The sequence below is a fragment of the Modestobacter versicolor genome (genome assembly GCF_014195485.1).
Classification (GTDB): Bacteria; Actinomycetota; Actinomycetes; order Mycobacteriales; family Geodermatophilaceae; genus Modestobacter; species Modestobacter versicolor.
Window position 1 is genome coordinate 2832151 of sequence record NZ_JACIBU010000001.1, and the last position, 13205, is coordinate 2845355.

The window sequence follows — 13205 nt, forward strand, 5'->3', positions numbered from 1 at the left end:
ACCACGCGCCGTCGACTCCGGTGCGGTCGCCGCCCTGCTGGCGCCCCAGCCCGCCCGAGCCGGGGCGCCGGGCAGGCGCTCAGCCCGCGGGCAGCTCCACCCGGCGCAGGGCCTCGGAGAGCTGGGCGGCCAGCGTGACGGCGTGCTCGCGGCTGAGCATGTCGTGGTGCGCACCGGGGCTGTCCACGACGGTCAGGTCCGGGGCGACCCGCCGCCACGCGTACATGAAGTGCTCGAACACCGGGATGCGCTTGGCGACCCGGTAGAAGGTGACCGGCCCGGCGTACGGACCCCACCGGTACTGCTCGTAGCTGCCGGCCGCGGCCGCCTCCTCCGCCGCCTCGGCCGAGCGCGGCGTGTGCCGGAACAGGTCGGCGATGGCCTGCGCCGGGGTGCGCACCCGCAGGCCCGGGGTCAGCGTCGCGGCGACCGCCGCCAGCCGCTTGACCCGCTGCTCGGCCCGGGTCAGGCCGGGCGTGGGCGGCCGGACGTCCAGCAGGCCCAGGAACGCCACCTGCCGGCCCATCGCCGTGAGCTGGCGCGCCATCTCGTAGGCGACCAGCCCACCGAAGGAGAAGCCGGCCAGGCTCACCGGACCCGTCGGGTGGGCGGCCACGATCTCGGCGACGTGGTCGGCGGCGACCTCGGTGACCGGCCGCCGGGAGCCGTCCGGCGCGGCCAGCGACCCGCTCACCCCGTACACCCGGCAGCTCACGTCCAGGTGCTCGACGAGGTACTGGAAGCTGTCGACGTCGCCGAACGCGCCGTGCACGAGGTGCAGCGGCGGCTGGTCGGCGCGCCCCGGGCGCAGCGTGGTGATCGCCTGCTGCGGGGCGGCCGGCCGGGACAGGGCGACGAGCACCCCGGAGACGGTCGGGTCGGCCAGGAAGTCCTCCATCGGCAGCGGACGGCCCAGCTCCAGCCGCAGCCGGCGGAGCAGCGTCATCGACTGCCGGGAGGTGCCGCCGGCGTCGAAGAAGTGCTGGGAGTCGGAGACGGCGCTGCCGAGCACCTCCGCGAACACCCGGCGCACGACGTCCGCCGGCTCGTCGGAGCCGGCCGGCCGCGCCGCAGCGGTGGCCCGCTGCTGGGCCGCGGCCGCGATGGCCGCCAGCGAGCCCGGGTTGCGGAGGGCCGCGAGGTTCCGCGGGGCCACCCCGTTCAGGGCGTCGCGGGCGGCCCGCTCGGAGAACTTGCCGTTGTGGGTGGTCGGCAGCTCGTCGACGGCCAGGACGACGGACGGGACGTGCGCCGCCGAGCCCTCCCGCCGCAGCTCCGACCGGATCCGCTGCGCCAGGGCGTCGTCCATCACCGCACCGGGCTGCAGCACGACGAGCAGCACCAGGCGCGTGGAGCCCCGGTCGGCCGGGTCCTGCTGCTCTACCGCGAGGGCGCCCTGGACCTCGGGCAGCCGCCGCACGATCGTGTAGATCTCCGAGGGCCCGATCCGCACGCCGTCGATGTTCAGCACGCCGTCCGAGCGGCCCATCAGCCGCGCGGACCCGTCGTCGTCGATCTCGATCATGTCCCCGTGCGTCCAGACGCCGGGGTGCTGGCTGAAGTACGCCTCGCCGAACCGGGCGCCGTCCTCGTCGTCGAGGAAGCCGAGCGGGCGGGACGGGAAGGGGCGGCGGCACACCAGCTCACCGGGCTCGCCGAGGACGGCCGCGCCGTCCTCGTCCAGAGCCGCCACGTCGAGCCCCAGCCCCAGGGACTGCGAGCGACCGCGGCGGACGGGCTGCTCGGGGTGCCCGAGCACGAAGCAGCCGATGATGTCGGTGCCGCCGGAGATCGACTGGACGGGCAGCGGCCCCACCGCGTCGGCGAGCCAGTCGAACTGCCAGTCGTGCAGCACCGCCCCGGTGGACAGCACCGACCGCAGCGCCGGCAGCGCCACCGCGTCGCGGGGGCGGTAGCCCTCGTCCTGGCACAGCTGGAGGTAGGCGGGGCTGGTGCCGAAGACCGTCACGCCGTGCTCGGCGACCAGCTCCCACAGCGTCTCCGGCCCGGCCACCGGGCCGTCGTAGACGACGACGTGCGCTCCGACGGCGAGCGCCGAGAGCTGCCAGTTCCACATCATCCAGGCGGTCGTGGTGTGGAAGTACAGGACGTCGCCGGCGTGCAGGTCGCCGTGCAGGCGGTGCTCCTTCACGTGCTCCAACAGCGCGCCACCGGCGCCGTGCACGATGGCCTTCGGCGGACCGGTCGTGCCCGACGAGAACATCGTCCACAGCGGGTGGTCGAACGCCAGCCGCGGCCACTCCGGCACCTCGACCGGCTCGGCGAGGGCCGCCAGCAGCTCGGCCAGCCGGACGGCGGTGACGCCGGGGAACGCGGGGAGGGCGTCGCCGTCCAGCACGACCAGCAGCTCGACCTGCGGCAGCCCGGCCACCAGGGTGCGCAGGGCCTCCTCGGCTGGCACCCCGTCGCGGGCCATGCCGACGCGGTCGACGAGCAGCACCCGCGGCCGCACCTGGCCGAAGCGGCCGAGCAGCGCCGTGGGGCCCATGTCCGGGGTCGCGGTGGACAGGGTGGCGCCCAGCGCGGCGACCGCGAGGGCGGCGACCGCCACGCCGGCGTGGTTCGGCGCGATGGCGACGACCCGGTCGCCGACGCGCACGCCCAGCCCGTGCAGCACCGCGCTCGTGCGCTCGACGGCCGCCCGCAGCTCCCCGCGGGTGTACCGGTCCGCCGTCCCGTCGGCGTGGACGGAGGTCAGCGCGGCGGCGCAGTCGCCCGCGTCCGGGAGGGGGCGCAGCAGGTTCTCGGCGTAGTTCAGCCGCACCTCGGGGAAGAAGCGCGCGGTGCGGACGTCGTCGTCGGTGCAGACCGGGTTCGACCGGCCCGTCCACGCCAGCCCGGACCAGTCCAGGAAGGCACCCCAGAAGTCGCGGTACCGCTCGACGGAGAACGCGTGCAGCGCCGTCGCCGTCGGCAGCGGGTGCCCGGCGACGGCCTCGCACCGCTCGCGGAACGCCGCCAGCTGGTGGCCCGGGCCGCCGGCGCGGGCCTCCGGCAGGAGCAGGGCGGGGTCGGCGGTCATCGGGAACCTCCGGGGGTGAGCTGCAGGACGGGCAGGTCGGTGAGGGGGGTGGCCGACTCGACCGCGAGGGTGGCGGCGTAGCCGGCGGGGACGGGGACGGGTGCCAGCCACCAGGCGCCGGAGCGCCCGGTGGGGGTGCCCGGGACGACGACCGTGTCGGGGGCGACGTGCAGACCCACGCCCCGCCCCTTGAGCACGGCCTCCTTCTGGGTCCAGGACCGGGTGACGGCGGGCAGCCGGTCGGCCACCGGCAGCCGGGCGAGCGCCCGCTGCTCGGCGGCGGCCAGCCACCCCTCGTCCCAGGCCTGCCGGGCTTCGTCGTCCCGGTGGCGCTGCACGTCGACGCCGATGCGGAGGTCGGCCGCTGCGGCGATCAGACCGACGCCGTCGCTGGCCGAGCAGGAGATGCCCAGCGACCGGTCGGTGCCGGTCAGCACGTGCGGCCGCCCCGCGTCGGTCCGGATGGGCGCGGCCTCGGGCGGCACGCCCAGGATCCCGCCGACGACGGCGCGCAGCCCGGCCCGCAACAGGAGTCGCCGCCGGCGCACCGCGGGCACCGCGGACGCTGCGTGCGCCAGCTCAGGGGCGGTCAGGCAGCCGGCGGCCGCGGCGAGGTCCCAGCCGGGGTCGGTGAGGTCCAGGACCCACACGGCGGGGCCGGCCTGCCCCAGACGCGCCAGCAGACCCGTCGAGGACGCGGAGGTGACCGGCACGACAGCACCATAGGGACGCCGGGGGCCCTCGCCGGGGTGTCGCCTCGCCGGTGTCACCCGAAGGTGCTGTGCCCCGGCGGGGCGACCACAGCGCGCCGCCGGGCACCGGTGCGCGCGGGCGGGCTCAGGCGAGCGGGGTCTCGTCCAGCGCCGCCGCCAGGTCACCCGGGGTGTCGTGGATGCCGATCGCGCCGGCGTCCCGGAGCTCGTCGTCCCCGAACCCGCCCGACCGGACGCAGATGGCCGGCATCCCGGCGTTCTTCGCCGCCTCGACGTCCCACACCGAGTCGCCGACCATCACGCTGGACGTACCCGGGGCGGCCCCGAGCTTCGCCAGCGCCACCTGCAGCAGGTCCGGCGCCGGCTTGGTCTGCTCGGCGTCCTCGCTGGAGGTGATCGCGTCCGCGATGTCCCGGGCGTCGAGCAGGTCGACGGCGATGTCGACGTGCCGCGGCTGCCCGGAGCTGGCCAGCACCAGCCGGTGACCGCGCTCCTTGACCGCCAGCAGCAGGTCGCGGGCACCGGGCAGCGGGGCGACCTCGCCGATCAGCGCGTCGACCTCCTCGCCCTGCCGCTTGCGGGCCTCCTCGCCGACCCGGTCCTCCAGCTCCTGCCCGCCGAGGGAGAGCACCAGCTGGTCGCCGCCCATCCCGATCAGCCGGTGCAGCCGCCAGACCGGGAACGTCTCGCCCATCGAGCGCAGGGCCCGGTACCAGGCCAGGGCGTGCTGGTAGTTCGAGTCGATCAGGGTGCCGTCGACGTCCAGGACGGCGATCGTGGGTTCGGGCATGCGCAGGGCACTGCCCCGCAGCGCACCCGCTCACCCCTCCCGCCCCGAAGATCGGCCATCTCCGGGGTGCTCCCGGCCCCGGAGATGGCCATCGCCGGGGTCGGGGGCGGTCAGTGCTGGTGCTCGAGGACCCCGCGGATGATCGTGCCGTCGCGCTGGTCCTGGTAGCCCTCGTTGACCTGCTCCAGCGAGTACCGCTTGGTGATCAGCGAGTCGAGCTCGAGCTTGCCGTCCTCGTACAGGCGCAGCAGCCGCGGGACGTCGCGGTGGGCGTTGCACATGCCGTAGAGCGCGCCCTGCACCCGCTGCTCGTAGACCGTGGTGATGTTGCCCGGCAGCGCCACCGTGGTCTCCATCGTGTGGTCGCTCAGCCCGGTGAGCACCAGCGTGCCGCCCTTGCCCAGGCAGCTGTACGCGCCACCGGTGATCTCCGGGCTGGTGACGCCGGTGGTCAGGATGACGACGTCGGCCCCGGTGCCGCGGGACAGCTCCCGGGCCAGGCCCTGCGCCTCCGCGGCGGTCGCCACCGCGTGGGTGGCCCCGACCGTGCGGGCGAACTCGCGGCGGAACTCGACCGGGTCGACGGCGACCACGTGCCCGGCGCCGGCCATCGCCGCGCCCTGGACGGCGTTGCAGCCCACCCCGCCGGTGCCGACGACGACCACGACGTCCCCCTGGCGCACGGGGCCGGCGTTGACCGCCGAGCCCCAGCCGGTGGGGACGCTGCAGGCCATCAGCGCGGCCACCTCGAGCGGGTGGTGGGCGTCGATCTTCACGCACGAGTACCGGGAGACCAGCGTGGTCTGCGCGAACGCCCCGACGATGCAGAACCCGCCCAGCGGCTCGCCGTCGAGGGTGAAGGGGAACTGGCCGCCGGGCAGCAGCCCGCTGGTGATCGTGGCGCCGAGGTCGCAGAGGTTGGAGCGCCCGGAGGCGCACCAGCGGCAGTGCCCGCAGGCCGGCAGGAAGGTGGTGACGACGTGGTCGCCGGGGGCCAGGTCGCTGACGCCCTCCCCCACCGCCCGGACGACGCCCGCACCCTCGTGACCGCCGACGATCGGGTACCGCGCGCTCTCCACCCGCAGGTGCTCGTCGGAGTGGCAGAGCCCGGCGAAGGCCATGTCGACCAGCACCTCGCCCGGGCCGGGGTCGCGGACGTCGAGCTCCACGACCTCCCAGTCGCCAGGACCTCGCAGCACAGCACCGTGCGTCTTCATCGACAGCCTCCAGTCCAAGGGGTGACGCAGCACACGCTAGGTGGTCCCGCGCCGCGGGTGGCACCCGGTGCCAGCGGCCGGGACGGCGGCCCCCGCCCGGCACCCGACGGGCCCGTGCGGCACGATCGGCGTCCGTGGGACCCGTCGACGCCGCCCTGGAACCGGTCCCCGAGACCACCGTCTGCCCCGGCTGCGGCGCCGTGCTCGTCGTCGTCCCCGGGCTGGCGAGCACCCACCCCGGCGCCTCACCCAGCTGCGCGGGGCTGTTCGCGGTCACCGTGCGCGGGCTCCGCGAGGACGCCGACCAGGACGCGCGGACGGCGTCGCTGCTGCAGCTGGCATCCGACGCCTACGACGCCCAGCACCTGCGGGACGGCGACCAGGCCGGCGCCGCCGTCCGGCTGTGCCTGTGGCTGGAGCGAGACGTCGACCCGTCCCGGGCGGCCGGGCTGGCCGACCGGGTGGACGCCGCGGCGCCCCGGCTGACGACCCGACCGCACCGCTGGACGACGACCGTCGCCGACCTGGCCGCGGACCTGGACGTCGTCGACCTGCCCGCGCTGGTGCGCTCCTGGGCCGACGCGGTGTGGACCGACTGGGCCCCGGCCCACCCGGCGCTGCGCTCCGCCGCCGGTACCGCGCTGACCAGCTGAGCCGCAGCCCACGGGTGCGCCACTAGATTGACCACCGTGAGCGAGGCCACGGCGGGCCGGCGGGAGCTGCGCAAGGCGCGGACGAGAGCCGAGGTACGGGAGACCGCGCAGCGGCTGTTCGCCGAGCGCGGGTTCGACGCGGTCACCATCGCCGACGTCGCGGCCGCCGCCGACGTCGCCGTCCAGACGGTGTTCAACCACTTCGAGACCAAGGAGGCGCTGTTCTTCGACGGGCGCACCCCCTGGGTCGAGGGAGCGGCCGCCTCCGTCACCGAGCGCGCCTCCGGCAGCGACCCGGTGGCCGCGCTGCGCCGCTACCTGGAGGCCGACCTCACCCAGCTGCTGGTCGCGGAGTCCCGGCCGGAGAACCGCAGCTACCTGGAGGCACTGCACCGGACGACCGCCCTGCAGTCCCGCGAGCGGATGCTGGTCGAGCAGGCCGGGGAGAAGGTCGCCGCGGTGCTCGGCGTGGCCATCGCCGACGGCGCGTGGCCGGCCGCACCGGCGGCGGACCTGGCCACCGCGCAGCTGCTCAGCCGGATGATCGCCGACCTGTTCCTGGTCGCCGGCCGCGTGCTGGTGCTGGAGAACCGGCGGCTGGTCCTCGCCCCCGAGCCGGACGAGCGACGCCGGCTGTCGGTGCAGGCGACGACGGCGGCGACGCTGTCGGAGCTGGAGCAGTGCATGCGCGGGTTGGCCGCGCAGCTGCTCGGCCAGCCCGGCTGACTCAGCGACCGGGGCGCACGCCCCCCGGGTCGATGATGGGCAGCAGCACGTCGGAGACCAGCTGCTCGACCTGCGGGGTCGTCATCGGCGCGGTCGCGAAGGACGTGTACCGCTGCCACCACAGCGCCTGCAGCACCTGGCCGAGCAGGGCGACCCGCTCGTGCGGCAGCTCCCGGCCCCGGCCGGCCTCGCGGGCGGCGAGCTCGCGCACGGCGCCGGCCAGCGGGCGCACCAGCGACTCCTCCAGCCCGGCGCGCAGCTCCTCGTCGTGCCGAGCGGCGCCGACCAGGCTGGCGGCCGCGCGCTCGGCTCGGTCCAGCGGACGGGTCCAGGGCAGCAGCAGGGCGCAGAGGTCGGTGCTCAGCGAGCCCTGGTCCTCGGGCACCTGGACCAGGGTGGTGGTGCTGAGCGCGTGCCGGGCGAGCGCGGCCATGGTGGGCCACCGGCGGTAGATGCCCGCCTTGCCGGCCCGGGCCCGGGCGGCCACCCGGTCACTGTTGAGCCGGCCCCAGCCCTCGTCGGCCAGGATGTCCATCGCCACCGCCACCAGTTGCCCGGAGAGCTCGGTGGAGAGCGGCCGGCCAGGGGGGCGGGCACCGGCAGGGCGCGGCGGCAGATCCGTGGTGGTCACCGTGCAATCGTTCCCTAGAAAGTGGAGTGACCACAACAACCTGACGCATCCACAGTGCTTTCACATCACTCCGGTACCGCTTCCACGGCGTTTCGGAACAGATCAGGCAGATGCAGCGGGCTCCACGTGTACGTGGAGTGACGCCCCGTCGTCCGCGGTCCACCCGTCGGCCTCCGCCTGGGTGATCATCGCGTCGAACCGCTCCGCCCAGTCAGCGGCCGTGGCACGCGGCTCGGCGGCGGCCCGCAGCGCCGCGACGTCGACCAGCCCGGTGTCCGCGTCGAGCAGCCGGCCCATCCCGGCCTGGCGCAGCGCACCGTCGACGTCCTCGTCGGTCAGCGCCCCGACGGCCAGGTGCAGCCTCGTCAGGTCGTCGACGCCCTCGACCCGGACCTCCGGCACCTCGTCGGCGCCACCCACCACCTCGACGATCACGAAGGACCCCCTTCTCCCCAGCACTCGCAAGCTCGCGCCGGGGCCCTGAAGGGGGCCGCGACGTCGGTGCGGGCTGCTCGAACGCGCCGGTCGTCAAACATGCCAGGGGAAGCGGGAGAAGTCGGCGGGGCGCTTCTCCAGGAAGGAGTCGCGCCCCTCGACGGCCTCCTCGGCCATGTACGCCAACCGGGTCGTCTCCCCGGCGAAGAGCTGCTGGCCCACCAGGCCGTCGTCGATCAGGTTGAACGAGTACTTCAGCATCCGCTGGGCGGTGGGGCTCTTGGCCACGATCCGGCGCCCCCAGTCCAGCGCGGTCGCCTCCAGCTCGGCGTGCGGCACCACCCGGTTGACCATGCCCATCCGGTGCGCGTCCTCGGCGGAGTACTCCTCACCCAGGAAGAAGATCTCCCGGGCGAACTTCTGGCCGACCTGGCGGGCGAGGTAGGCCGACCCGAACCCGCCGTCGAAGCTGCCCACGTCGGCGTCGGTCTGCTTGAACCGGGCGTGCTCGGCGCTGGCCAGGGTGAGGTCGGCGACGACGTGCAGGCTGTGCCCGCCACCGGCCGCCCAGCCGGGGACGACGCAGACGACGACCTTCGGCATGAACCGGATGAGCCGCTGCACCTCCAGGATGTGCAGGCGCCCCTTGACCCCGTCGCCGGCCTCGTACCCGTACTTCCCGCGCACCCGCTGGTCGCCGCCGGAGCAGAAGGCCCAGCCGCCGTCCTTCTCGCTGGGCCCGTTGCCGGTGAGCAGCACGCAGCCGACGTCGGTGGACAGCCGCGCGTGCTCGAACACCGCGAGCAGCTGGTCGACCGTCTGCGGCCGGAAGGCGTTGCGCACCTCGGGCCGGTCCAGCGCGATCCGCACCACCCCGGCGTCCACGGCCCGGTGGTAGGTGACGTCGGTGAGCTGCTCGAAGCCCTCGACCGGCTCCCAGGCAGCGGGGTCGAAGATCTCCGAGACGTCGGCGCGCGCACTCACGTCCCCGAACCTAGTGCTCTGCTGCCCACCGGGCAGCAGAGCACGAGTGCCGGCGGACTGGTCTGATGGCGACGTGGAGCTCCGGGTCGGCACGCTGAACCTCGCCTCCGGCCGGGACGGCGGTGGTCGCTCGGTCGACGCCGCCGGGTTGCGCGCCGCCCTGGCCGACGTGGACGCCGACGTCCTCGCCGTCCAGGAGGTCGACGTGGGGCAGCCGCGGTCGCACGGGGTCGACCAGCCGGCCGAGGTGGCGGCCGCGCTGGGTGCGAGCGACTGGCGCTTCGCCGCCGCGGTCACCGGCACCCCCGACCCGTTCCGCAGCTGGACGCCGGTCGACCCGCCGGTGCTGCGCGCGTCCTGGGAGACGCTGACCGGTCCGCACTACGGGATCGCGCTGGTCAGCCGGCTGCCGGTGCGGCGCTGGTCGGTGCTCCCGCTGGGCGCCGGGCGGGCGAAGCTGCCCCTGCAGGCGCCGGACCCGCGGACCGGGGAGACCCGCTGGTGGTGGTTCCCCGACGAGCCGCGGCTGGCGATCGCCGCCGAGCTGGAGCACGCCACCGTGGTCTCCACCCACCTCTCCTTCGCCCCGCACACCGCGCTGCGCCAGCTGACCCGGCTGCGCCGCTGGTGCGCGCGGTTGCCCGGCCCGGTCGTGCTGGCCGGCGACCTGAACCTGGTCGGCCCGGTGCCGGCCCGGGTGTTCGGCGCCCCGCGGCTGGTCAGCGAGCCGAGCTACCCGGCACCCGGGCCGCGGGTGCAGTTCGACCACCTGCTCGGCCGGGTCGCCGCCAGCCGCCCGGAGGTGCGCCGGCTGACGATCGGCGACCACCGGCTGGTCACCGTGTCGGTGCACCCCGGGTGACCGGCGCCCGGGCAGGTGGCAGTGGACCCCGGCCCAGAGGTCACGCCAGCAGCGGGCGGAGCACCGGCAGCGAGGCCGCGAAGCCGGGGTGCAGGTCGGGGAGCCCGTCGAGGGGGAACCAGCCGACGCCGGTGCTCTCCTCGTTCAACGCCAGGTCGGCCGGCTCCAACGGACCGGCCGGGGTGGCGAGCACGGTGGTGTAGCTCCAGCCGCCGTGGTCGTCGACGGACTCCTCGCCCAGGACGACGTCGGACCGGGTGAGCCCGAGCTCCTCCCCCGCCTCCCGCAGCGCGCCGTCGGCCGCGGACTCCGCGGGGTGCAGCGCGCCGCCGGGCGTGCCCCAGGTGCCGCCGTGGTGCGACCACCCGACCCGCAGCTGCAGCAGCACCTCGACGCCGGCGGCCCCGGCCCGGTGCAGCAGCAGGCCCGCCGCGCCGGCCAGCCCCCAGTGGCGGTGGCCCAGCGCGCAGGTGGTCCAGCCGTCGGTCGGTGAGCGGTGCATCAGGCGGTGGGCAGACCGCGGGTGCGGCGGGAGGTGATCACCCCGGTGTCGAAGCCGGCCCAGTGCAGGCCGCCGGCGAACCGGGCGTGCTCGATCTTCAGGCAGCGGTCCATGACCACCTCGAGCCCGGCGTCCTGCGCGCGGCGGGCGACGTCCTCGTCCCACAGCCCGAGCTGCAGCCAGAGCGTCCGCGCGCCGGCGGCCAGCGTCTCGTCGAGCACCTCGGGGAGGTCGCTGGGCCGGCGGAAGACGTCGACGACGTCCGGGGTGCCCGGGACGTCGGCCAGCGACGGGTAGACCGGCCGGCCGAGGATCTCCGTGGCCCGCGGGTTGACGAACCACAGCTCGTACGGCGACGTCGACAGCAGGTAGGTGGCGACGAAGTAGCTGGCCCGGGACGGGTTGTCCGAGGCACCGACGATCGCGACCGTCTTCGTCCGCCGCAGCACCTCCTGCCGCTCACGGGCGCTCGGCCCCTCCCAGGTGCGGGTCACCTCAGGCCTCCTTCACGGCGGCGGCGAGCGCCTGGTCGAGGTCCCAGAGCACGTCCTCGACGTCCTCCAGGCCGACGGAGATGCGGATCAGGTCCGGCGAGACGCCACCGGTCTCCAGCTGCTCGACCGACAGCTGCCCGTGGGTGGTCGAGCCGGGGTGGATGACCAGGGTGCGGGCGTCGCCGATGTTGGCCAGGTGGCTGCACAGCTCGACCGACTCGATGAACCGCCGCCCGGCGTCCCGGCCGCCGACCACGCCGAAGCTGAACACCGCCCCGGGCCCCTCCGGCAGGTACCTCTCGGCCAGCGCGTGGTCGCGGTGGCCGGGCAGACCGGAGTACCGCACCCAGGCGACCCGGTCGTCGGCGTCCAGCCACTCGGCGACCTGCCGGGCGTTGGCGACGTGCTCGCGCATCCGCTGCGGCAGCGTCTCCACCCCGAGCAGGAGCAGGAAGGCGCTGTGCGGGGAGAGCGTGGCGCCGACGTCGCGCAGCTGCTCGCTGCGCAGCTTGGTCAGGAAGCCGTACTCGCCGAAGTTGTCCCACCAGCGGATCCCGCCGTAGGACTCGCTGGGCTCGGTCATCCCGGGGAACCGGCCGTTGCCCCAGTCGAAGGTGCCCGCGTCGACGACCACGCCGCCGACCGTCGTCCCGTGGCCGCCGATGAACTTCGTGGCCGAGTGGATGACGATGTCGGCGCCGTGCTCGATCGGCCGGCACAGGTACGGCGTCGCGGTGGTCGCGTCGACCACCAGCGGGACGCCGGCCGCGTGCGCCACCTCGGCCAGGCCGGCGATGTCGGCGACGTCGCTGCCCGGGTTGGCCACCACCTCGGCGAACACCAGCTTGGTGCGGTCGGTGATCGCCGCGGCGAAGTCGGCCGGGTCGTTGCCGCGCACGAACGTCGTGGTCACCCCGAACCGGCGCAGGGTGACGTCGAGCTGGGTGATCGTGCCGCCGTAGAGCGAGGCCGCCGCCACGATGTGGTCGCCCTGCCCGGCCAGGGCGGCGAAGGTGAGGAACTCCGCGGACTGCCCGGACGACGTGGCCACCGCCCCCAGGCCGCCCTCCAGGGAGGCCATCCGCTCCTCGAACGCGGCCACCGTCGGGTTGCCGATGCGGCTGTAGACGTTGCCGTACTTCTGCAGCGCGAAGAGGTTCGCCGCGTCGTCGGCGGACTCGAAGACGAAGGACGTCGTCTGGTAGATCGGCACCGCCCGCGCACCCGTGGTCGGGTCGGGAGCGCCACCGGCGTGCAGCGCTCGGGTGCGGAACCCCCAGGTGCGGTCGGCCATCGTGGTCCTCTCCTCGGTCGTGCTGCCGGGAGCGAGTGTGCCCTCCTCCGCCCACGGTCGCTCGGCCCGGAACCGCGGTTGCCCGGAGCGGTCGCTGGGCACGGGTGGTGCACAACCGGATGCGATGGAGGGACGACGACGTGGCGAGTGGCGTGGCGAGTGTGTGGGTGCCGGTCGAGGACATGGACCGGGCCCGGGCGTTCTACCGGGACACCCTGGGCCTGACCGAGCAGAAGACCACCGAGGACTGGAGCGAGTTCGACGCGAACGGCCTGATGATCGGGCTGAACGCGCGGGAGAGCGCCCAGCCCACCGACGGCGGCGCGGTCATCACCTTCCAGCCCGAGGGCGGCATCGAGGCCGAGGTCGAGGAGCTGAAGGGCAAGGGCGTGGAGTTCACCGGCGGGATCAGCGACCACCCGTGGGGCCGGATCGCGCCGTTCAAGGACTCCGAGGGCAACGACCTGCAGTTCTACGCACCGCCGTCCTGACCTCCCTTCCGTCCTGAGGTCACTGCCGGGTCCGGGGCACCCGGGCCCGGCAGGATGGCCGGATGGAGACCGTGCAGCTGCGCCGCTACGTGCTGGAGCCGGGCCGGATGGCCGACTTCACCGCCTGGTTCACCACCCTCGTGCCGCTGCGCGAGCAGTTCGGCTTCCGGGTGCTGTTCGCCCTCGCCGAGCACGAGCACCAGACGTTCACCTGGGCGGTCGCCCACGACGGTGACGAGGCCGCCTTCCTGGCCGCGGAGAAGGCCTGCAACGACAGCCCCGAGCGGGCGGCGGTGTTCGCGACCTTCCCGGCGGTCATCACCTCGTTCGAGGTCGGCTTCGCCCAGCCGGCGGTGTGACACCCGCTCCT

Annotated in this window: 15 protein-coding genes; 5 read left to right on the top strand and 10 right to left on the bottom strand. The window is 75.0% G+C overall.

The genetic code is table 11. The annotated features are described in order from the left end of the window. Positions 1-79: 79 nt before the first annotated feature. The 4 genes from FHX36_RS13820 to FHX36_RS13835 form a co-directional block, all read right to left on the bottom strand. A complete protein-coding gene (locus FHX36_RS13820; RefSeq protein WP_110553830.1) occupies positions 80-3043 on the bottom strand; it encodes an acetoacetate--CoA ligase in 2964 nt (987 codons plus the stop codon). Next, the gene (locus FHX36_RS13825) at positions 3040-3756 is read right to left on the bottom strand and encodes a 4'-phosphopantetheinyl transferase family protein (RefSeq protein ID WP_343056615.1); all 717 of its coding nucleotides are present in this window, start codon (positions 3754-3756) and stop codon (positions 3040-3042) included. The genes FHX36_RS13820 and FHX36_RS13825 overlap by 4 nt, the downstream gene beginning before the upstream one ends. Before the next feature lie 124 nt (positions 3757-3880). Next, positions 3881-4546 (bottom strand): HAD family hydrolase, encoded by a 666-nt coding sequence (locus FHX36_RS13830; protein ID WP_110551496.1) that lies wholly within the window; start codon positions 4544-4546, stop codon positions 3881-3883. Positions 4547-4656: 110 nt separating this feature from the next. After that, positions 4657-5763, bottom strand: coding sequence for an NDMA-dependent alcohol dehydrogenase (locus tag FHX36_RS13835; RefSeq protein ID WP_110551497.1), 1107 nt, complete (start codon positions 5761-5763; stop codon positions 4657-4659). A gap of 134 nt (positions 5764-5897) precedes the next feature. Between FHX36_RS13835 and FHX36_RS13840 the strand changes: the two genes are divergently transcribed. Next, the gene (locus tag FHX36_RS13840) at positions 5898-6416 is read left to right on the top strand and encodes a DUF5946 family protein (RefSeq protein WP_110551498.1); all 519 of its coding nucleotides are present in this window, start codon (positions 5898-5900) and stop codon (positions 6414-6416) included. Between the two features lie 36 nt (positions 6417-6452). Continuing rightward, the gene (locus FHX36_RS13845) at positions 6453-7142 is read left to right on the top strand and encodes a TetR family transcriptional regulator (protein WP_181428696.1); all 690 of its coding nucleotides are present in this window, start codon (positions 6453-6455) and stop codon (positions 7140-7142) included. 1 nt (position 7143) lies between these two features. Here the strand turns inward: FHX36_RS13845 and FHX36_RS13850 are convergent, their stop codons facing one another. The 3 genes from FHX36_RS13850 to FHX36_RS13860 form a co-directional block, all read right to left on the bottom strand. Next, a complete protein-coding gene (locus FHX36_RS13850; RefSeq protein ID WP_258372635.1) occupies positions 7144-7773 on the bottom strand; it encodes a TetR-like C-terminal domain-containing protein in 630 nt (209 codons plus the stop codon). A gap of 102 nt (positions 7774-7875) precedes the next feature. Beyond that, complete coding sequence (locus FHX36_RS13855; protein WP_110551501.1) at positions 7876-8208, bottom strand: hypothetical protein; 333 nt, start codon at positions 8206-8208, stop codon at positions 7876-7878. Between the two features lie 93 nt (positions 8209-8301). Further along, a complete protein-coding gene (locus FHX36_RS13860) occupies positions 8302-9192 on the bottom strand; it encodes a 1,4-dihydroxy-2-naphthoyl-CoA synthase (RefSeq protein ID WP_110551502.1) in 891 nt (296 codons plus the stop codon). A 73-nt stretch (positions 9193-9265) separates the two neighbouring features. Here FHX36_RS13860 and FHX36_RS13865 point away from each other — a divergent pair, with 73 nt between their 5' ends. Then, on the top strand, positions 9266-10054 hold the full coding sequence (locus FHX36_RS13865) for an endonuclease/exonuclease/phosphatase family protein (RefSeq protein WP_110551503.1): 789 nt from the start codon (positions 9266-9268) through the stop codon (positions 10052-10054). A gap of 40 nt (positions 10055-10094) precedes the next feature. Here FHX36_RS13865 and FHX36_RS13870 read toward each other — a convergent pair whose 3' ends face one another. Genes FHX36_RS13870 through FHX36_RS13880 form a run of 3 tightly spaced genes read right to left on the bottom strand, consistent with a single transcriptional unit; the run spans position 10095 to position 12344 of the window. Next, positions 10095-10556, bottom strand: a complete 462-nt coding sequence (locus FHX36_RS13870) for an NUDIX domain-containing protein (protein ID WP_181428697.1) — start codon at positions 10554-10556, stop codon at positions 10095-10097. Continuing rightward, the gene (locus tag FHX36_RS13875) at positions 10556-11050 is read right to left on the bottom strand and encodes a CoA-binding protein (RefSeq protein ID WP_110551504.1); all 495 of its coding nucleotides are present in this window, start codon (positions 11048-11050) and stop codon (positions 10556-10558) included. Before FHX36_RS13875 ends, FHX36_RS13870 begins: the two co-directional genes overlap by 1 nt. A gap of 1 nt (position 11051) precedes the next feature. After that, positions 11052-12344, bottom strand: a complete 1293-nt coding sequence (locus FHX36_RS13880) for an O-acetylhomoserine aminocarboxypropyltransferase/cysteine synthase family protein (protein ID WP_110551505.1) — start codon at positions 12342-12344, stop codon at positions 11052-11054. A gap of 152 nt (positions 12345-12496) precedes the next feature. Here FHX36_RS13880 and FHX36_RS13885 point away from each other — a divergent pair, with 152 nt between their 5' ends. After that, a complete protein-coding gene (locus FHX36_RS13885) occupies positions 12497-12835 on the top strand; it encodes a VOC family protein (protein ID WP_258372636.1) in 339 nt (112 codons plus the stop codon). A gap of 62 nt (positions 12836-12897) precedes the next feature. Next, complete coding sequence (locus FHX36_RS13890; protein ID WP_110551507.1) at positions 12898-13194, top strand: hypothetical protein; 297 nt, start codon at positions 12898-12900, stop codon at positions 13192-13194. Positions 13195-13205 lie beyond the last annotated feature (11 nt).